Raw genomic sequence first — 20,794 nt, forward strand, 5'->3', positions numbered from 1 at the left:
AGCATCCCTAATACATTAACCAGTGCTAATTATGTATAGGTGGTCTATTATGGTGGATAAAGAGAATAAGGAAGAGAATGAAACTGAAGGCAAAGATAAGAAAAAGAAAGTGGCACATATAGAGCCGGTGCATCCGGGAGATGAACGGGTAGGAAAAAGCCGACATCTGCTGGATACCTGTGAATGTTTTTTACTTCTTTTTCATCCCGATGTTTCAAATAAGTACAGATTCCTCATGAAAGCACCGTTATTGACCTGTTTTTGCATCCTTATTCTTTCAAGTTCTGCTTTGGAATAACCTCGCAGTTGTGCAATCCTGTACACAACTTCCAAGATATCGATCAGTTCCTCTACATCTTGAGAGTCTATATATTCATCGATTTCTTCATGCAGTTTCTTTTCCAGCTCGGGTAAAAAAGTCTCATCATCCAATGATTTCAATGTGCACTCTCTGCCGCTGCTTCTGATTATTTCAGGAATTTTATCCCTGATTACTTTATTAATTCTAGTCAAAACACCACCCTTCTTATATGTATACTGTAGGGATGTTTCTATGAAGATGATTATTAGACATAGTACAGTTAAACAGAACTATTAATAAAAAATTTCATGATGCGAGGGAAGGGATTCGAACCCTCGAACTCCTACGAGAATAGGCCCTGAACCTATCGCCTTTGGCCTGGCTGGGCAACCCTCGCACACGATTTCTGGCTATAGATAGGGCTTTTGATTCTTAAGGGTTTTGGTTCTGGATAAACAGTAGGTCAGGGATGTTTCACCCTGACATCTAAATATAGGAGTCTTTTTTGGAGGTTGTAAGCCGGAAGTTTTACCCCCGGCGCATGGGTTAGAATTTTTATTCTGCCCTATCAACAGAATGCATGGCCGGTATATAGCCTCTTTTGCCTGTTTTTTCCAATGAGGGGTGATTATGAATATGCCATTAAAAAAGATAAAGGGTCATTAAAATGAAAAAGGAACAAACGGATGAGCTATTTCTCATCCGATAAGTTTCAATATCAGGGCTTTCTGTGCATGCAACCGGTTTTCTGCCTGATCGAAAACCACGGAATGGGTACCGTCCATGACCTCGGCAGATATCTCTTCTCCCCTGTGGGCCGGCAGGCAATGCATAATGATTACATCATTCTTTGCGACATCAAGCAACGTACTGTTAATCTGGTAGTCCGCCAGGTCACTCAGCCTTTTATCCCTTTCCTCTTCATCTCCCATGGATATCCAGACATCTGTATAGAGAACGTCAGCATCAGTAGAAGCCTCTATCGGATCTCTGAGTATCTCAACCTTGCCACCCATTTCACGTGCCATTTTTACGATATCATCGTCCGGTTCGTAGCCATCAGGACAGGCCACGGCAATCTCCATTCCTACTATGACACAACCAAGTATCATTGAATTGCACACATTGTTACCATCGCCCACCCAGGTAAGTTTTTGCCCTTCCAGTGTGCTTTTGTACTCCTTGATGGTTAACAGATCTGCCAGGATCTGGCAGGGGTGTTCCTTGTCGGAGAGTGCATTGATAACAGGCACGGTAGCATGTTCTGCGAGTTCTTCCACAGTTGAGTGGCTGTTCACTCTGGCCGTAATAGCTGATACATACCTGGAAAGGACCTTTGCAGTGTCTGCAACCGTTTCACCTCTTCCTATCTGCATGTCTCTCTGGTTAAGATACAGGGAATGGCCACCCATATCACTCATGGCCACCTCAAAGGAAACGCGGGTTCTGGTAGATGATTTTTCAAAAATCATCGCAAGGCTTTTGTTTTTCAGCAGATCAGTGACCTTGCCTTTTATTCTCTTTTCTTTCAGATCCTCTCCGGTCTCCAATATATCCATTATGTCTTCTTTGGAAAGGTCCGTCATTGACAGAACATGTTTCATTATATCAGCCCTGTTAAAATTCTCTTATCTTATTCATATGTGTGATTTTCTTTCGTACAAGAGCCCGGGTGCCGATATCCCGGCGTGAATGCAGATCGCCGATGATATTCTCAAGTGCATCCTGTGCTATTCTTTCAGCCTTGCTTATGGAATCCGCGATACCGACAACAGCTGCGGATCGAGACGTGCTGGTATAGATTTTACCATCCTTTTCATATACACTGGAATAGAACAAAATTGCATCGCCCATATCCCCGAAAACTATCTCTTTGTCTGAATCAGGGTTATCCGGATATCCTGCAGGAACCACGTACTTACACACAGTTGCCCTTTTGCTAAATACCACATCGAGGTCTTCCAGACGCTCCTCCACGATAGCCTCCATGACATCAAGTATATCGGTCTCAAGCAGAGGCATTACGTTCATAGCTTCGGGATCTCCGAAACGCGCATTGAATTCTATTACCTTTGGTCCTTTCCTAGTAAGGATGAACTGGCCGTAAAGGATGCCCTGGTATGGGATTCCTGTAACCTCACAGAGTTTTTCTACTACCTTTTGCATGATAGCCTTAGCCTTTTCCAGGTCATCTACCATCATGAAAGGCAGGATTACATCGGTGTTAGAATATGCCCCCATTCCGCCGGTGTTGGGTCCCAGGTCATTTTCGAATGCCCTTTTGTGGTCCTGTACGCAGGGAGCAAAAGCAAGAGTGCTTCCGTCAACAAATGCCTGCAGGGTAAATTCCTCTCCTTTCAGGTTCTCTTCAACAACCACACTATCTTTTTCGAGGATGCTCAGTGCATATTCATAGGCATCTGTGGTATCTGGCAGTTGATCGCCCATAACCCTGACGCCTTTGCCTCCGGTAAGCCCGGCGGGTTTTATGGCGACATCCCCGAGTTCTTCGATATATTCTTTCAATCCCCTTTCATCTTTGAATACTTTAAAAGCAGGGCATCCCTCGATATTTTCTTCCTTCATGAAGGTCCTGGCCCACGATTTATCGAATTCAATTTGGGCAACATCCTTTTTCGGACCCACAGAAGGAATTTTGACTTTTTCAAGAGCATCTACAAGACCGGCTGCAAGAGGAGCTTCGGGACCTATGAATGCAATGTCTATATTTCGTGAAGTGGCATATTCAACCACTTTTTTAATATCTGTTTCTTTTTCAAGTAAGAAATCCCTGCAAAGTTTTGCTATACCGGGATTTTTTTTGCTCATTACTGCATACAGTTGCGGCTCTCTCTTACTTCTGGAGATGGCTTCAGCAATGGCATGCTCCCTGCCGCCTCCACCGATAAGCAAAACATTCATGTGTAGACCTCTCTGATTAAAAATCCTATAGAACACGTCGATAAATATTCATTTGTATTATGCAAACTTGTGTTGTAAACAGTTAGTATTAGAATAGAGCATTCAAGATAATTGAATAAATACTTTCCGCTTTTACCGCTTATTCTTCTTTGAGCAGATCGGATGCTTTCACAAGCGGATTCAATGTCACATTTTCATTCCACAAATTCGCTTCTGCTCCTTCTTCCCTGTCAACAACGGTAATCACTTCATCAACAGTGGCACCGAAGTCCCTGAGAAGATTGATCGCTTCAAGAACTGATCCACCACTTGTGGTAACGTCTTCTATCAGTATGACTTTATCTCCTTCTTCCAGATCACCTACAAACCTCCCGCCGGTTCCATATGCCTTTGCATCCTTGCGTATGAGTAAAAGAGGGATCTCTGTTTTCAGGGAGACGGCCGTTGCAAGAGGTACTCCGCCAAGGGCCACTCCACCAATACGGTTTGTTTTAGAAAGGTCAATCCTGGCCGAGGCAATGTCAGAGATTTTTTTGAGGGTTACAGGATCTGAAATTGCCTTTTTTATATCAACGTAATATTTACTGGTTTTTCCCGAGGCAAGGGTAAACTGGCCGAACTTGACGGCTTCACACCTTTTGAGAGCTTCTATAAGTTCATCTTTCTCATTGTTTTCCTGCATGGCATAATCTCCTGAGGTTACCAGGGTTCTTTCTTGATTCCAAGTATATAACCTATTATATTGGTCCCTATGTGTAAAAGAGGTGTTAGTATCACTAACACTATAATGATATTCAGGGTAAAATTTGCAACAAACCATTGTGGGGATACCAGGTAGGTCAATATCCACGCACCTGCTACAAAATCAAGCTGGTCTGCAACTGGCAAAGGAGCTCCTCTTTTCAGATTTATTCTTCTTTTAACAAAACTCATTGCCATATCTCCAAGGAGAGAGCCAAACGAAAGAGCAGCAATCGGAATTATTACATCCGGGATTGTAAACCCAAAAGGTGGTAATCTAATCCCCATAAATTCGATTTTTGTAAAGGCAATCCACGTTTGTAGGATTCCGGCAAGAATTCCAATAGAACTTCCGGCAATAAATCCCCGTATCGTTTTTCCGTCACCAAGTATCCTTCTTCCGTCTCCCATGGTCCTTTTGCCATCAATAGGTCTTCCTCCTCCCAAAAGAGCTGCAAAAGGATTTGGAAGATAGGCAGGCACCATTAGCCACACAGCGAGAATAATTGTATCAAGCGTCTTGATCAGCCCCTTTTGCCTTCAATTAATTTCGTTTTTATATAAGGGTTTGCTGTTTTTCCTGTATTACCGTTGTACTTTGAAAAATTACCTGAACATGATTCCTTTGAGGGAATCATTATCAGTTCAAATAATTAACAGCGTGAACTAAATTAGGCAAATCCCTTTATACCCGAAAAACTTTCCATTTGCTAATATAATTCTTACAGGACAGGTTTGTTTACATGAACCCTAAAAACCTCATTTCCAGAAAAAACCTTATTTTTGCAACTGTGACAGCATTCGGGATACTTGCAGCTTTGATAACGATTGGAATGTTGACACCCCTGGTGGTTCAGTTATTAAGTGGTATGCAAATAGGTATGGATGCAACATATTTCAATAACAGGGCAGGTCCTATTGCCGGTTTACTTGTAATCCTGCTATGTGCCTGCCTGCTTGTCACCTATATCTCCGGCAGGTATATTGGTGTCCTCCTTGGAAGTATAGTTTTATTATCTGCACTTATGGCAGTTTTGTCTCCTGTCGGGAATATGCTTGTAGACATTTCTATAATTCCCATGATTGCGGTTTTTGCGGCATCCCTGTACAGGTTAGTCGATGTTATCAGAAACCGCAGTGGCAAATCTCGTTTCAAGGGAATAGGTGCCCATGTAATCCATATTGGGATCTTGCTGGTGATATTCGGTACCATTTTCAGTTCAGCAATGAAAGTAGAAGATTCAGCTGTAGTTAGCATTGGTGAAGAAACATCATTTGAGGGAATTCCTTATTCTGTAAGTGTGATGGGCATGGCTTCAAATTTTGAAGGTACTCCCTATGACAATTATCCCGGTTCTTCCTATGCAACGAATGTTGGTCTTGTTATTTCTAAAAACGGAAATGAGTTTGACAGGGGCACAGTTCGGTATATAACCGATATAAAATGGAGGCAGACATATACTTCTACATACATCAACAGGGGAATTATGGAGGAAGTTTTTATTGCTCCCAAAGCCCTCGATGAAAATTCCGGAGAAGTTGACCTGTATCTGCGGGTAGTTCCATTTATCGGTTTACTCTGGGCTGGTATTTACATAATGCTTGGGGGTATGTGCATACTGCTTCTTGGAAGTACAGTGCTGAAAGAAGGTGAAAAGGAGGTGGCCGCATGAATTTTGGAATGATTATTATATGGGTGGCATTTCTGCTTGGTTTATGTGCTATGGTCTATTCGTATCTGGGTTTTCGCAGGAAAAATGATAATTACCAGATAATTTCATCAAGACTTGAAATTGCCTGTGCTGTTTTGATCACAGTTGCTTCTGCCATGCTGATGTACTATCTTTATGATGTTGCTGCTTTTTTTGAGTATGTTTATATGCATTCCAGTCTTGATCTTTCCACGTATTATCGTCTTTCAGCTTTCTGGGCAGGCCAGGAAGGTTCTCTTTTGTTGTGGGCCTGGGCCATTTCGGTTATGCTTTTGGTCCTCAGGTATGCCTCCCGCTTTTCTACAGGAAACGTATTCACGGTCACAAGGATACTGTCCCTGGGTATTCTTTCGGTATTTCTAATGCTGCTTGTACTTGACAACCCGTTTGCGGTATATTACTCAAAAGCCGGCTCCGTTCTGGTAAGCAACTGGAATCCGTTTGTCCATCCCTATCACATAACAGATGGACAGGGCATGAATCCGCTGCTTCGCAATCCCTGGATGGCTGTCCATCCTCCCATCCTTTTCTTGGGCTATGCAGCTTTTACTATTCCTTTTGCGTCTGCTATTGCGGGTTTGCTCCTTAGTGACAGTAGCTGGCGTAAAATAGCCAATAACTGGATGCGGGTTTCCTGGTTATTCCTGACCGCAGGGATCGGTCTGGGTGGTTTCTGGGCTTATGAGGTACTTGGTTGGGGTGCGTGGTATTGGAGCTGGGATCCGGTTGAGACCTCTTCGTTGATTCCCTGGATTACAGCGACAGCTTATCTGCATACAATATACGGCAGGCAGGGGCAGTTCAGATTCCTGGCGCCAGCAATGGCCATTTTCTCATTTATACTTGTAATTTTTGCAACTTTTGTTACGAGAAGTGGTATGTGGGCTTCTGTCCATTCCTGGCAGGATTTCAATGCAGAAAGTTTCTTAATAGGTATGTTCTTGGCAGGAATTACGCTTGTGGGCACATCCTTGCTTGCAAAAAGGTATTTTGAAGAACAGGATTGAACTGTTCTTTGCTTTTTATTTTTAATTGGCAACAGCAAGGTTCTCAGTAGTGGTATAGTCATCAGGTTGTGTGCGAATCGGGAGTTGAACTGTGAATTCACTTCCCTTCCCTTTTACGCTTTCCACCAGGATTTTACCTTTGTGGCCTTCCACGATTTTCTTACAAATGTAGAGACCGATGCCAGTTCCTCCATATTTTCTTCTGGTGGAACCATCTACCTGATAAAAGCTTTTGAAAATATTTTCCACCTTGTCTTTGGCTATTCCGATTCCTGAATCCCTTATTTTCATCTCGACGTATTTGCCTGTTCTACTGGTGGAAACTTTTATCTTACCATTTGCGGGAGTAAATTTGATTGCATTGTCGAGTATTTGGAAAATAACATTTTTCAGTTGTGTCTCATCCGCATTTACTTGTGGAATATCTTCCAGATTTATTTCAAGTGTTAGATTATACTTTGCAAAATTAATTTTCAGTTCATCCAGGGTCTTGTTGAGAAGGGAATTTATATCTGTAGCTTCAAAATAGTATATCACATTCTGGCTACAGTCCTCACTGGCATAGAGAAGGACATTGACATGTTTTTGTAGCCTATCACAATTCCTGGTTATTGTAAGCAGGGCGTCCCTTTGTTTGCTGTTTATTTCCCCATACTCGCCTCTAGCGAGCAAATTGCTGAAACCTTTGATGGATGCAAGAGGCATCTGTAATTCCTTGCTTATATTGGCGAGAAATTCATTTCTCATTTTGTCCAGTTCCTGAAGTTCTTTATTTGCCTCTACAAGAGCCATTTCTGCCTGCTTTTTTTCGGTAATATCTTCACCGGAACTGATGGTACCCATGATTCCCCCCTGATCGTCTTTGAGTACAACATCATGCCAGAACACCAATCGTTCCTCGCCTGTACGTGTAAGAATAGGTTTTTCAGAGAATTCGGGAGGTTCAATTTCCCCTTCCAGGACCATATTATAACCGGTCTTTATCATATCCCTTATCCTTTCCGGCAAAAAGACATCGAACCATTTCTGTCCTATTATTTCTTCCTGTGGATATCCCAGAACTTCAGAAGATTTTTTATTGGCAAGTACGACTTTCAGGTCCCTGTCAACTACGCCTATCAGTGTTTGGGCAACATCGATGTAGGTCTGTGCCTGGTCTCTTTCTTTTGCAAGTTTATCATAAAGGGTCTTTATCTGTAGCAGGGAATTGATTCGTGTGAGAATTTCCAGGTCGTCAGATTTGTCGGTTATAAAATCATCTGCATCCTCTTTCAGAGCTGCTCTTATACATTCCCTGTCTGTTTTGGTGAACATAATTATGGGAAGATATCGATCACCTGTATTTTGCTTGATCTCCCTACAAATGCGGTAGTTGACCTCTTCAGTCTCAGTATTGTCAATTATAACTATGCTCGGTGCATTATTTTCGATAAAAGAAATAGTATCTTCTTTGGGTTCTGCTTGTAGCACCCTGTATGATGCAAGATATTCCAGCAAATGTTCATTATTTTTGCTGCTTAAAAGGACAATTGAAGGGATTTTTTCATCAAGCATGTCACCGCATCCATATGTCAGTTAAATATTAAATATTCATACTTATATATTAATTCATCCTTTAAAAATCCCTATATTATCCTTGTTTAAGACATTATCATAATTTTTATATCCCAGGATATCTGCTATCATATTCGTATGTTTTCCCTTTATTTTCTGTAATTCATCTGAGGTATAATCCGTAATTCCTTTCCCGAATACCTGCCCGTTGCACTCGAGTTTTACTATATCTCCACGATCAAAATCACCATTTACACCAATCACACCTGAAGGCAGGAGACTCATCCGGTTTCTTACTGCATCCCTGGCTCCTTCATCTACCATGATTGTTCCCGAGGAATGGGCAAGTAAAATCCATCGAATCCGGTTCTTATGGACTTCTCCTTCAGCTAAAAACAGGGTGCCTATTTCTTCTCCTTCCATTATTTTCAGGATTGCATTTTGGATAGAGCTGTTTGCAATTACCATATGACAGCCTGCTATGTTGCATATCTTGGCAGCATCGATCTTTGTTCTCATGCCCCCGGTACCTTTTGTACTTGAAGGGCTCCCGCCATAACTTTCGATAGTTGGTGTAATCTCAGACACAGTTTTCAGTAATACAGCATCCTTGTGCCTTTTAGGATTTTTATCGTATAAACCATCAATATCCGATAGGAGTATCAGCAGGTCTGCTTCCATTTTGCTGGCAACCATGGCCGAAAGCCTGTCATTATCTCCGAGCGTGGCTTCTATCTCGTGAACACATGTACTGTCATTCTCATTGATAATCGGGATAACCCCATATGCCAGCAAGGTGGATATACTGTTTCTCAGGTTGAGATAGGTTAACCTGCTGGTAAAGGAGTCATAGGTCAAAAGAATCTGGGCTACATTCAGGTCGTAAGTACTAAAAGCCTCCATCCATTTTTGCATCAAAACATTTTGACCAACAGCTGCTGCTGCCTGTCGAACAGGAATTTCCCGCGGCTTACAGCCAAGTTGCATCAGATCAATTCCCACTCCAATAGAACCAGAGCTGACAAGAATGACTTCTTTTTCCAGGCTGTGGAGGTATGCGATCTGTGAGGCCACATGTTTCATGAATTCCTCATTCAATCCTCCACAATCATTACTTATGGAAGTTGTTCCTATTTTGATGACAACTTTTTTAGCGTTGTCAAGGATGACTTTTCTCTTGCTCAAAATCATGATCCCCGGATGTTATTTCAAATGATGTCACTAATCTGTTTATCCAGTTTCCTGTGGGTAAATTGTTTTGCATTATTCCCTGCATAATCAGATACCCTGTCTCCATTACCAAGAAGAATATACTTGTATATCAAAAGGCCTTCCATTCCTACGGGTCCACGTGCATGTATTTTGTTTGTGCTGATGCCAACCTCTGCACCTTTGCCATACCTGAAACCATCGGCAAATCTTGTAGAGGCATTGACCATGACGCTTGAGGAATCCACAAGCTCGGTAAATATGCGGCGCTTTTCCTTGTTTTCAGTAACAATACAATCTGTATGATGGGAACCGTACCTGTTAATATGATACATTGCTTCATTTATTGAATCAACCATTTTCACAGAAAGTATCAAATCATTATATTCGGTGCTCCAGTCTTCCTCGGATGCTTTTTTCAAGCCCTGGATGCCGGTATTTTCTGCAATAGTGTATGTTTTCTCATCCAGTCGGACCTCGACACCTGCTTTGACGAATTTTTCTATCATGCCGGGCAGGAACCTGTTTGCAATATCACTGTTTACAAGCAATGTTTCCATCGCGTTGCATACTGCCGGATACTGTACTTTTGAATCATAGCAGACACCAATCGCTTTTTCTATGTCTGCTTCACTGTCCACATAGACATGGCATATCCCGTCTGCATGACCGAGTACGGGTATCCTGGTATTATCCTGTATGAACTTCACGAAAGCGTTCGAACCACGGGGTATGAGCAGGTCTATATAGGAATCAAGTGCCAGGATATCCATTACCTCTTCCCGGGTTTCCATCAGTTGAAAGGCCTTTGCAGGAATATCCCCGGTTTCTTCCAGGGCGTTTTTAAGTATGTTGAAAATAGTACGATTTGAATTTAAGGCTTCACTTCCGCCCTTAAAGATCGTTGCATTTCCGCTTTTCAGGCAGAGGGACATGATCTGTGGAACAACATCAGGACGTGACTCGAAAATAACCCCTATAAGGCCGATCGGACAACTTACCTGATACAGTTCCAGTCCTTCATCAAGCTCTAAGCAGCTGAGGGTTTTGCCTGTTGGGTCTTCAAGTTCCATGACGTCTCTTATACCTGCAATCATTCCATCGATTTTGTTATCAGTTACTTTCAGCCTGTCCACAAGAGCCTGTGAGATTTTCCCTTGCTCTTTTAACTTCTCAGCAGATTCGAGGTCTTTGCGGTTTGCCTTAATTATTGAATTTTTATTTTTTTCAAGGGCCTGTGCCATTGCTTCAAGCCCTCTATTTTTCAGGAGTGTATTTATGCTGGCAAGTTTGATGGAGGCATCTTTTGCTGGTATGACTTTTTTCTCTGTATTATTGGTCATGGGAACACCTGATTATATGGTTGTAACTATGGCAAGAGCAAATAAGATCATCATATAAAAAAGCTTTAGCTATTTAACTGGGTCTAAAAAAATAGTAGGTGAAGTAGGCAATAAGCCTACTTCGTATTGTGCTTATTTGGCCGGGATGATGAGGGATCTCTCACCAGCAGGCTCGAACTCACGAAGCGCACCGCGTCCGAACTCCTTCCTTGGCTGAGAGAAGTCGAATGGGAGCATTTCGTCGGCGAAACAGACCTTGATCAGTGGGTTGAGTGCGTATGCATCTCCACGACCGGCGTGTGCTCCTGCTGCGATTGCAGCGTAGCCACCCTGGTGACCGACGTTCATTGCGTAGTTCGGGTAGTTTGGACCACGGAGTTCGTGGGGCAGACCTTCGTCGGATTGGTAGGAGAAGGTGTTGGTTGCACCACACTGGTCCTGCAAGTCGAATCCGAAGAATCCCAGACGTCCGTGACCTTCCTTGTGCAGGTACATACAGAGATACCATGCGGAGAGACCAGCGTTTGCGTTACCGGTTGCAAGGGATCCTGCGCTACCAGCAGCTGCAGACAGGACGGTTGCTCTCTGAGATCCACCAAAGTGGTCTTCAAGGGCAACTGGGTATTTCTCGTAGTTCTCGAGACCGTAGAGTGTGGACTCTGTTGCGATGTCCTTGATAACATCCATGCTTGGGGCGACCTTGTTGTCGATACCCTTCTCAGCTGCACCATCGTACTTGTCGTTGATGTATTCAACGTCATAGTACAGGTTGTCATCCAGAATATTGTTGGTGTATGCAGCAGTGGAGTACTGGGTAAAACCGACACCACCGGACATGTAGGATCCGAGCCAGATCTGGTCGTAGAGCATACATCCTGCACCGACTACCTCAAGGGTTACGTTTGCAGGATCATCTGGGTTTACACGGCTGGTCTGGACAATATCTGAGAGGTTACCAAAGGTGACACCACCAGGTTCGTTTGGTGCACGTGCACGTCTTGCAGGGAGCATGTCACCCATGTTGACAACACCTGCGTGCTTTGCTGCATAGGAAAGGTCTGCTACAGCTGCTTCACCGGCACACATTCCGTAGGCTGCAATGTAGGACATACCGATCTGCATTGCAGTCCACCTTGTGGTCTGACCACCGTCTGTTGTTCTGGATACGATGGTTGGGATGTGGGCAGCCTGCCAGGTAGTATTGCCGATTGAGGCTTTGAGCTGTTCTGCCTGTTCTGCAGGGAACTGTTTGTCGATGTCGATGAGGAACTGGTCATCGATCTCGTCTGCAAGTTCATCGTCACCTGTGAATATTTTCACATAACAGTCATCGACGAGTGCAGGGTGGCTCTCTACCATGTGTTCCTGAACAACTGCACCGCCAGGGAGTGCGTGGTTGAGCACTTCGAGGTAGTGGTTGATTGTTTCAGGGGTTACCTCGATACTCAGTCTTTTTTCGAGGGTTTCGTGGGCCATATCCATACCGACAATACATGTTCTGCGTATGTCGTCCCACATCTGCTGCATTGCAGCGTTGTTGACATAGTGAAGGTCATCATTTTCGACCATCATGTCATCATTACCGGATATGAAGGATGGTGTCAGAGCTCTCTGACCGAGAGGGATACCACCGCAGTGCATCATTGGGTTGTATCCTGCAAGACCCCTCTTTTCTGCAATATCCTTACCGACTTTCTTCATTTCCAGTTTCCTGGGGTTCTGGTCGACACCGAGGCGGTAATATGGAATTCTCATATCTGTAATATCGCCGCCTTCCATCTTGTTGGTGCCGTGCTCCTTTGTGAATTTAACTTCTAAATCTTTCTGGAACATTCTCTTTCTGTCGTCTGCCATTTTACTCACTCCTGTACAGCTGGCTTGTATCCATACATAGTTCTCTGTTCAAAGACCCTGTGTACCCATTCGAGGACTTCCTTGTCCTCCCTGTATGGGACATTGTCTACACGGTAGATTGTGGTCCTTTTTGCAGCTTCCTCATCGGACATTGGTTTTCCGAGGTCGACCTTCTTGTCGATTGGTCTTCCTACCTGGTCCTTCTGGACAATGATGGTTCCGTTTTCCAGACGTACCCTTTCGAGCATGTCAAACATTACGCCATCTTCCTGAAGACGGAGGGAGTGACCGTGTACACTGGCACCACGCAGGCATGCAAGTGCAGGGCAGGTCATTTCGGTTTCAAGCTGGAATTTTGCAAGTTCTTCCATGTCCCTCTCACGCGCTTCAACGACCTGACGGCCGGAAAGTGTACCTGGGTCTACGCCTCTGAAGTTAATTGCAGTGTTGTAGGACCTGAAGTATGGGGTGGAAGGTGCATTGTACATTGAGTCTACAAACTGTACGTACCTGATTCTGTCACCTGCTTTTGCACCATCTGTAGGTTCGACCATTTCACGGATGGAACATTCTGGTTCGCCCATTTCCGCCAGTGGTGGGTGGGTGCTTGGGTAATCTGTACCGGGAACACGGTGTCCGAGAATAATGGTTAAGTCATCATCAGAGATTTCCCTGAGTTTTTCGACTTTACCGGACATGTGTTTCCTTCTATTTTCCGCAACACTTGTTGCTCCGGGATAAAACTGTGCTTCATATGTCATATGATTACACTCCTTTGTTATCAATTGATTTCATTGTGAATTTCACTGCTTTGACGAGTTCGTTTAACTTGTCTCTAGAACAAGTTTCTCCTCGCGTCACTCCAGTCACAATCTCCATTACTTTTCCCTTTGTCTGGATATTTTTATCTTGAGGTTTTACCAATCTAGTATGGATACCGGCCTTTGCAAAATCTTCAAAGTCCACGATTGTCTGACAGACAACCACTGCCGGCACTTCTGCATAGACCAATATTTCCCTTACTTTCCTGACAACATGATCACGAATGTTTCCTGTATGAATGACTGCCATCTTGTGTCGATTTATCTGTCTGATCTCCTCCGGGTTTATACCGAAGGAACCGGATTTCATCTGTTCATCGGGAACTCCTGATCCCGAATTGAGCACAAGCACACTCACCTGTATGTCTTCTTTGCGCATTCCGTAAGTAAGTTCACAAACAGGCTTGGTGATATGGCGTCTTCCGGGACTCATAGCGACTGCGACTACGTCGGTCCTGCCGGCTTCGGAAAGCGTGCCTCTCTGGGCCAGTCCGCCTCCTTTGCCAAGGCCCATTCCGTGTCTGCAATCTACAACCTGTGTTTCCCGGTCAAACATCTGGAATCATTCCTTTTCATTTGTTCTCAGGAGGTTTACCTGTGATTCGACCTTGCTTTTCGGGTCATAAAGACCGTATAGTGCAGGATCGGCTGTAGGGCCTCTTTTTGCATAATCTGAAACAGTTTGCCTTGTCTGGATGAAACGCCCTTCCCTAATGTCATAACCGCAGGGAAGTGTGTCTTCACAAATTGCATTTATTTCTTCCATGATTTCCTTTCCGGCAAGTTCCAGTGTAATCCTTCCCACAAGTACTTCCAGACCCATTTCGGTCTTACCAAAATGTACATTTGTCCTTGATGGATGATGTACGGGTGTTCCGACAGCAGGTCCGAAGGGTACTTTTGTAGGCAGGCGCGGCCCCTGTATGAATGCCCTTTGTATACCTTCAAGACTGCAAAGTTTATTGAGCAGCCCCTCTACGGTATCGGGTTTAATCATACGTTTTGGGAATATCTCGATCTGTATGGGCTTTTTTGTGTCTGAAGCAGAAGTTTCCATTATTGGTACCTTCAATCTTTGTGACTCATTTAGAGTGATTCAGCGACTGCTTTTATTGGTTCTCTGAATTCTTTGATTGAACCGAATACATCACCTATGAGGCCGGATGTTTTCTCGATGGAGAACATCTGGGTACCTGCATCAAGTGATACACCAGCGGATACACATGGAATTGCGAATCCTCTTGAGTGTCTGGTTACAATGTGGTTACCGTTGAATACACCGGGACCACCGCCACCATAGATAGAGTGGCTAAAGAATGAGAATCCTACAGCAGTACCCTGTGCCCTACCCATGTCACAGCCAGGCAGGCCAGTTTCTTTCTCAATGATATCGTTGTAATACAGAATTGTGGATGACACATTCTGGGCAGCCCTGCCTGCAGCACAGTTGACCATTGTAGCGGCAAGCTGGCCTGCTGCAGCATAAGCATTCCACATGGATACATCCTGTGCCTTGTAGAAGTTGTAACCTGAAGGAGCTGTCTTGTCAACTTCGATTACATTGTCCTCAATTGCTCTTTCAACAACAGACTGTACTACGGTACCGACAGTTCCGTCTTTACCATTGTCTTTTACGAGATCGTATACTACGTTGTTGGCGTTAAGGCCCTGGCATGCAAATCCAAGAAGCTGATGTCTCTCGAATTCTCCGACTGCATTACCCATTTCGAACATACCTGCCTGTTCGAAGATGGAAGACAGTGCGGCTGCATTCATTGCTTTTTTCTCTGTAATTGCAGCAATGTGGTTGGTCATGATGTTTCTCAGGGAGTAACCCAGACCTTCATTCTTCTGTGGAATGTTCAGGATTGAAGCGATGTTTCCGCCGGCCATATCCATTGTCTGTGGGTAGTTACCCCATACTGCTCCTTTGACCACAGGTGCGTTGAACATGTCAATGTTGAACATATCAACAATGGTCTGGACGGTTGCTGCTGCACTTACTGTGAGTGCGGAAGAGTAGTCAGCACCGGCAGTGAGCCTTGCGGTTGGAAGCTGAACAAGAAGTTGTTTGCCGCCACCAAGAGTCTCGATGTTGGTGTCATCGTCACTGTCTACCTGTACAAATTCTTTTACGGAGTCTGCAATTGCACCAGCGTTTTCCACAATATCGAGTTCCATTTCACGTCCCGGCATGTGACGAGCCTTTCCGCCCATCTTACCGGTTGCGAGAGATTTTTGAATACCTCCCAGGTTGACTGCTACAGTCCTCTTTGTGTCTCCGATGATACGCTGAATTGCCGCGTTCCTTGTAGGAGCGAGCTCTTCAATTGCAACGCCGCTTTCTAAGAGTTTTCCTCTATCGTCGTAGATGTCTATTTTGTCAGACACGTATTTTCCTCCTTTAATTTTTTTGTAATGGAAAGAAAATCCCCATTTGGAAAGCAACCACGCTTGAGCGAGGATATGCTGTAAGCACTTTCAGGGTGAGAATGCCTTCCAGTCGGTTTTCTTTAATTTATTCATGTCAGCAATGGAGTTTTTGCCTTTAAAACTTTTGCATTCGTTTTTTTGGTCTGAACGATATACAATGATTATTCATGATGTATAATTAATTGCATTTGATTTTTTATGTAATTAACCACAAAGATTTAGTAATATCTTTTTCTACCACTTGGTCACATGGAGATAGTCGCTGATATCGGAGGCAGTCCTGGAATTGATTGCCGCGGGTTTTGTTCATATTGTTATTTTAAGAAGGTACAGGAAGTACCACCTTTTGGTTGCAAGAACTGTTTTCCTTTTGCAAAGGGTTGTGATTACTGTACACGTAGTATAAGGGAGTCCTATCCCGGCTTTAAACCTCTGCAGATAGTAATGAGGGATGTATCCCAGAATTTACGTTTTTCATCTTCTGAACCGGATAAATTTACCATCAGTGGGGGTGGCGATATCAGTTGCTATCCCGAGATTAAGGAACTTGTCAGCTCGCTTTCTCGTTTTAAAAAGCCCATCCATCTGGGATACACAAGCGGGAAAGGATTTGATGATGCTTCTGACGCTTCCTTTTATATTGAACACGGTGTCAGTGAGGTTTCGTTTACGGTTTTTGCCACCGACCCTCAACTCAGGGCCAAATACATGAATGATCCTGAGCCGGAAGCTTCAATTGAAATTCTTCGCCGCTTTTGTGATAAATGTGAAGTATATGCCGCTATTGTCCTTATTCCCGGTGTAAATGATGGTAATATCCTGGAAAGAACTCTTTCAGATCTTCAGGAAATGGGTGCAAAGGGAGCAATATTGATGCGTTTTGCCAACAGTCGCGAAGAAGGTTTGATCCTGCGCAATTCCCCTGTTCTGGAAAATATCACTACACATTCGATAGAGGAATTTAAGGCCATAGTAATAAATGCGGCAGATAAATTTGATCTGCGTATCACCGGCACACCTCTTGAAGACCCTCTTATTGGCTGTCCTTTTGCCATAAGAAAGGACAAAGCAGCACTATCCAAACTCCCGGAAGTTACAAAGACTGCGACTATTGTTACCAGTAAAGCTGCCCGGCCGAGATTACAGGAAGTTTTCGAGGCTCTGGATGCACCTGTAAATGTTGTGGCGGCAGACAAAGATATTGGATGTCTGATCACAATTGAGGATTTCCAGGCACTTGACCTTTCGCAGATAAAGGAAACTGTAATGATTCCGGGGCGCACGCTTGCTCATGACCCTGAGATAAAATCAATCCTATCAAATGACGGTGTGGAGAGACTTATCAGACGAGGTCCGGACCAGCTCACCTATGACGGCGAAATGTCCATTGGTCTGGGTAGGGATGAAGTGCTTTCTTTTGAAATCGAGAATCTCAGCGAGCTTATCCAGCACATAAACGTCGTTGGACTTCCTGTGGAATAATTACATATAATCCGCAAGTCCCATCTGTTTTGATTTATCATTCTTGAACAACGATTCGATATCGTATCCGATAAGTTCGATGCGTTGCTGAGTATAACTTGAAACATTATACTTTTTTGCGACCTTCAGTGACACTTCTAGATATTTCTTGACCGCCCCTTCATGAACAGTCAGTATGACTCTCCCACCACAATGTGGGCATGTGCCTGTAAGTGGTGCTCTCCTGAACTTCCCACCACATTTGACACACCGGGTTCCCTGCCTGGAAAATGCCCTGAGATTGCCAAAAAGGTCTGGGAGAAAGTGTGATATGAGGACTCTTTCAGCCACATCTGCCACATCAACTGCACGTATTTTTTCTGCCAGGGATAGTTGGGCATCCATTTTTTCCACCATAGAACCAAGTGTCTTGTATGCACTTTTGACTGGTCCGCCGGCAATATCCGAAGTGTCGTGTGTAAACATGAATCCGTCAAACTGTGCCCGGGTTCCTAACCTGCCGCTGACCAGATCAATAATGTCTTCCAGTTCCTTGGGATTTGTATAATTCAATGTATTTTCATAAAATTCCAGAGGATAAGAGGAACAAACGTCAATGTTGTGTGCTTCCTTATCAACTTCACTGGGATCAATCCTGGTTGTGAGTACAAGGGGTGCATCCATCTTTCCTCCTCTTTTGTCAGGGAGGTATTCATGTGAAAAATTAATCAGGCCATCCATAAGCAACATGACGCAATCCTCATCACCATCGCAATTACGCCTTTTTGCTGCATGGAAGAAAGGATGTGCATATCCCACGGATGCTTTTGTGAATCCTACCAACCTGCCCAGGACTCCTGCGGATGTGTGTGGTGCCAGGCCGATTAGCATCACTCCGATAATGTCCTCTATAGTTTCTGCTTTGTAATAGGGTTCAAGTCCATAATACTTCACCAGCAGGTCATCGATGTATTTTGTAGTTTGAAGTATGTACTCTGCCGCACCCAGGGACACCACCAGGTCCTGTACGTTAAGGGTTACGACCTGATCATTACTCTCCAGTTTATTGCCGTGAATATCTGTCTCATATCCCAGCTCACGAAGTTTTTCAGCCGTGGTTCCAAGTTCATCGGCCCGGATGTGTGTCAGGGGAAGATCCGACATGTCGTACCTTACAGTTCCATCCTTGAATGTGAAAAGGTCATGTTTTGCTCGAAGTATTCCTTTTTCGAGAGGCTCAGGGGTCATGTGCTTTGACATCATCCTTTTTACCCCTTTGAAGGATTCCAGTTTATTTCGTTCTCCCAGCCTCTCAAATGCCCTGTCGTATATCGTTTTAAAATTTATATTGTGGGCGGTTACACAGGATGTGGTGGCCTTACATTTTGGACAGATATCCTTATTGACAGCCCTGCCACAACGGGGGCAGAAAAGTTTTGGGATTGTATGGGTGCCACATTCACATCTGAATTCATGGGTTTCCATTCCACAGGAGGGGCAAATCCGGTTTCCTATCTCTATATTTATTTCACCCACTTTGCTGTTGTTGTTGGCCTTATAGGATGCGGCACTTGAGAGCATGCGGGTATTTCCTCCGCTTTCACCTATCGGAAACAATACATGAGGAGCGGGGGACATCTTACGCCTGTTTGCTTTTTCCGGCCTTCCCATCCTTGCTCCGATGCGCATTGGTGCTTTCTCTCTGACAGTCCACCCTGAGAGTTTGTTGACACATTCAAGGACATCTTCACAGGGCAATTCTTCCCACTGTTTTTTTAGGTTCTCCTCAAATCCCAGGCACTGTATAAAAGGTAAAGGATTCTCTATTGTTATTTTTTCGTCGTAAATCCGGTGTAATACGAGAAGTTTTTCCAGAATCGTTTTTATTCCCTGCTCCTTTGCTTTTTCTTCAGGTAGCAACAGTTTATTTCCCCGCTCTTTTGTTATGCCATTTTGAGCAATGAATTCTGCAAGTTTTACGAATTCATCTCTGTCAATGTCATGCCAGGTACAGATGTAATCAGGGTGGAGGGGCAGATTGTAAGTGTTACAAATATCCATTACTTCATGCTGGTTTGGATTTTCAGGGGCATTCTGGCCAGTTTTATTTGCATATTCCTGCGCCCACCATTCCACACAGTAGGATGCAGGTATAAGTGGATGGTTGTTTTCCAGGAAATCCCCGTAATTGATAAGTATTTCACCAATGTCAATAATGGTTTCTACCTGTGAATGTAGCTCGATTGCAGTTTTTTCATCATCTATTCGAAGCACATCTCCGTTGTAGAGGCGCACGGTCGGTCCTTCGATAGAGTCCACAGGTGCCATTCCAGCAGCTTTTCCGGGTCTTTCTATTTTCAGCTGGGTCCCTGCAACGATGAAATTATCCATTATGACCATGCCTGCGGGATTTATGCCGGATGCCGCAAACGATGTATTGCGTGACCTGCCATAGCGGAGCCTGAATCCACCAGGCCTGGATGGGTGAGAAAATACAGGTCTGCCTGCAATAAGATCCCGCATATATTTATCCTTGGGCTTGACCTTGTTTTTCTCATCTTTGTCTTCCTCATCAGAACTCCCTCCTGAAATGAACGTGTCCAGCCATTCCCATCCGTCGATTTTGAGTTTGTTCACATGTTTTTGTACCTTTGGGGCTTTAAGGGCCAGTCCTTCGGCAAGTACGAGTGCCATTCCCCCGCGAACCCGGTTAGTTTCAATCCTTTCGAGGTTTCTGTAGCCTTCGACCTCTTCCTGTTCAGTGGGCTCTCCGTCTATGCAGATGGGACAATTTTCAACGATCAGGCGTATTTCATCTTCAGAGGGCATGTACTGGAGAGTGGCAATTCGTCTGTATAGCAATATTTCTTCTACATATCTTTCCACTTCCTCCTTACGGGGTTTGTACCTGTCAACACCTATTCCTCTTCTGACATAATCTCCCACAAGTACAGAAAGAGCCTGTGCCGTACCACCGGCACTGCGTATGGGTCCTGCGTAGTATATCTTGATATATTCCGTACCATCATCATTTTTGCCCAGGCCTACACTGTCGATTCCCTCTATTGGGGCGGCAACTACGCCTTCGGTAAGCATTGCAACCGCCACCCGTATGGCGCTCTCAATTGCCTCACGTTTTGTATCAAAGTTTCCCACATTGCCGGCAGCGATGTCTTTTCCAAGGGCCAGGGCTGCTTCTTCCCGCGACAGATCGGTTTCCAGTTCCCGGATTCGCCCGGCTACCCCTTCAACCCCGATAAGATTTTCTACCCGGTCTGCAAGGTCTTTTGCCAGGGGAATTTCTGTTTCGGGTTTTGGATCCTTTCCCTGTGAACGTGCACGGTTTGCTATTTCAATTTCATTATGCAGAACCTCTTCCATCAGGTCGAAGTATTTCTGCATGGTTTCGCTTACTTCAATGTCTCCCATTATGATC

17 protein-coding genes and 1 tRNA gene are annotated in these 20,794 nt (G+C 44.2%); 3 read left to right on the plus strand and 15 right to left on the minus strand.

Annotated features, from left to right (window positions below; genetic code table 11):
• Positions 1-201 precede the first annotated feature (201 nt).
• The 6 genes from MMAH_RS03025 to MMAH_RS03050 all read right to left on the minus strand — a co-directional run bounded on the left by MMAH_RS03025 (position 202) and on the right by MMAH_RS03050 (position 4,471).
• Positions 202-513 (minus strand): nucleoside triphosphate pyrophosphohydrolase, encoded by a 312-nt coding sequence (locus tag MMAH_RS03025; RefSeq protein ID WP_013037070.1) that lies wholly within the window; start codon positions 511-513, stop codon positions 202-204.
• 100 nt (positions 514-613) lie between these two features.
• Positions 614-698: transfer RNA gene (locus MMAH_RS03030), tRNA-Leu, on the minus strand.
• 301 nt (positions 699-999) lie between these two features.
• Positions 1,000-1,908 carry an ornithine carbamoyltransferase gene (gene argF, locus MMAH_RS03035; RefSeq protein WP_048902099.1) on the minus strand — a complete coding sequence of 303 codons (909 nt, stop codon included), beginning with the start codon at positions 1,906-1,908 and terminating at the stop codon, positions 1,000-1,002.
• A 10-nt stretch (positions 1,909-1,918) separates the two neighbouring features.
• On the minus strand, positions 1,919-3,223 hold the full coding sequence (purD, locus tag MMAH_RS03040) for a phosphoribosylamine--glycine ligase (RefSeq protein ID WP_013037072.1): 1,305 nt from the start codon (positions 3,221-3,223) through the stop codon (positions 1,919-1,921).
• Between the two features lie 139 nt (positions 3,224-3,362).
• The gene (pyrE, locus tag MMAH_RS03045; RefSeq protein ID WP_013037073.1) at positions 3,363-3,905 is read right to left on the minus strand and encodes an orotate phosphoribosyltransferase; all 543 of its coding nucleotides are present in this window, start codon (positions 3,903-3,905) and stop codon (positions 3,363-3,365) included.
• A 17-nt stretch (positions 3,906-3,922) separates the two neighbouring features.
• Positions 3,923-4,471, minus strand: a complete 549-nt coding sequence (locus tag MMAH_RS03050) for a CDP-2,3-bis-(O-geranylgeranyl)-sn-glycerol synthase (RefSeq protein WP_281033903.1) — start codon at positions 4,469-4,471, stop codon at positions 3,923-3,925.
• A 236-nt stretch (positions 4,472-4,707) separates the two neighbouring features.
• On the opposite strand from MMAH_RS03050, the gene MMAH_RS03055 reads away from it, so the two are divergent.
• Both MMAH_RS03055 and ccsA read left to right on the plus strand, forming a co-directional pair.
• Positions 4,708-5,637, plus strand: a complete 930-nt coding sequence (locus MMAH_RS03055; RefSeq protein ID WP_013037075.1) for a cytochrome c-type biogenesis CcmF C-terminal domain-containing protein — start codon at positions 4,708-4,710, stop codon at positions 5,635-5,637.
• Complete coding sequence (gene ccsA, locus MMAH_RS03060; protein WP_013037076.1) at positions 5,634-6,683, plus strand: cytochrome c biogenesis protein CcsA; 1,050 nt, start codon at positions 5,634-5,636, stop codon at positions 6,681-6,683. Before MMAH_RS03055 ends, ccsA begins: the two co-directional genes overlap by 4 nt.
• A 21-nt stretch (positions 6,684-6,704) precedes the next feature.
• Here ccsA and MMAH_RS03065 read toward each other — a convergent pair whose 3' ends face one another.
• The 8 genes from MMAH_RS03065 to mcrB all read right to left on the minus strand — a co-directional run bounded on the left by MMAH_RS03065 (position 6,705) and on the right by mcrB (position 15,855).
• Positions 6,705-8,237, minus strand: a complete 1,533-nt coding sequence (locus MMAH_RS03065; RefSeq protein WP_013037077.1) for an ATP-binding response regulator — start codon at positions 8,235-8,237, stop codon at positions 6,705-6,707.
• A 54-nt stretch (positions 8,238-8,291) separates the two neighbouring features.
• Entirely contained in the window at positions 8,292-9,422 is a 1,131-nt protein-coding gene (gene proB, locus MMAH_RS03070) for a glutamate 5-kinase (RefSeq protein ID WP_048902244.1), read from the minus strand.
• Between the two features lie 23 nt (positions 9,423-9,445).
• Positions 9,446-10,789, minus strand: a complete 1,344-nt coding sequence (locus MMAH_RS03075; protein WP_013037079.1) for a glutamate-5-semialdehyde dehydrogenase — start codon at positions 10,787-10,789, stop codon at positions 9,446-9,448.
• 132 nt (positions 10,790-10,921) lie between these two features.
• Positions 10,922-12,643: a coenzyme-B sulfoethylthiotransferase subunit alpha gene (gene mcrA / locus MMAH_RS03080; protein ID WP_013037080.1), complete on the minus strand. Its 1,722-nt coding sequence runs from the start codon at positions 12,641-12,643 to the stop codon at positions 10,922-10,924.
• Positions 12,644-12,648: 5 nt separating this feature from the next.
• Complete coding sequence (gene mcrG, locus MMAH_RS03085) at positions 12,649-13,404, minus strand: coenzyme-B sulfoethylthiotransferase subunit gamma (RefSeq protein ID WP_013037081.1); 756 nt, start codon at positions 13,402-13,404, stop codon at positions 12,649-12,651.
• Positions 13,405-13,408: 4 nt separating this feature from the next.
• A complete protein-coding gene (mcrC, locus tag MMAH_RS03090) occupies positions 13,409-14,020 on the minus strand; it encodes a methyl-coenzyme M reductase I operon protein C (RefSeq protein ID WP_013037082.1) in 612 nt (203 codons plus the stop codon).
• Positions 14,021-14,026: 6 nt separating this feature from the next.
• Positions 14,027-14,536 carry a methyl-coenzyme M reductase operon protein D gene (gene mcrD / locus MMAH_RS03095; RefSeq protein WP_245526246.1) on the minus strand — a complete coding sequence of 170 codons (510 nt, stop codon included), beginning with the start codon at positions 14,534-14,536 and terminating at the stop codon, positions 14,027-14,029.
• 14 nt (positions 14,537-14,550) lie between these two features.
• A complete protein-coding gene (gene mcrB / locus MMAH_RS03100) occupies positions 14,551-15,855 on the minus strand; it encodes a coenzyme-B sulfoethylthiotransferase subunit beta (RefSeq protein ID WP_013037084.1) in 1,305 nt (434 codons plus the stop codon).
• 291 nt (positions 15,856-16,146) lie between these two features.
• Between mcrB and mmp10 the strand changes: the two genes are divergently transcribed.
• Positions 16,147-17,379 (plus strand): methyl coenzyme M reductase-arginine methyltransferase Mmp10, encoded by a 1,233-nt coding sequence (mmp10, locus tag MMAH_RS03105; RefSeq protein ID WP_013037085.1) that lies wholly within the window; start codon positions 16,147-16,149, stop codon positions 17,377-17,379.
• Here the strand turns inward: mmp10 and MMAH_RS03110 are convergent, their stop codons facing one another.
• Positions 17,380-20,787, minus strand: a complete 3,408-nt coding sequence (locus MMAH_RS03110) for a DNA polymerase II large subunit (protein ID WP_013037086.1) — start codon at positions 20,785-20,787, stop codon at positions 17,380-17,382.
• Positions 20,788-20,794: the final 7 nt, after the last annotated feature.

The organism is Methanohalophilus mahii DSM 5219 (genome assembly GCF_000025865.1).
Lineage (GTDB): Archaea > Halobacteriota > Methanosarcinia > Methanosarcinales > Methanosarcinaceae > Methanohalophilus > Methanohalophilus mahii.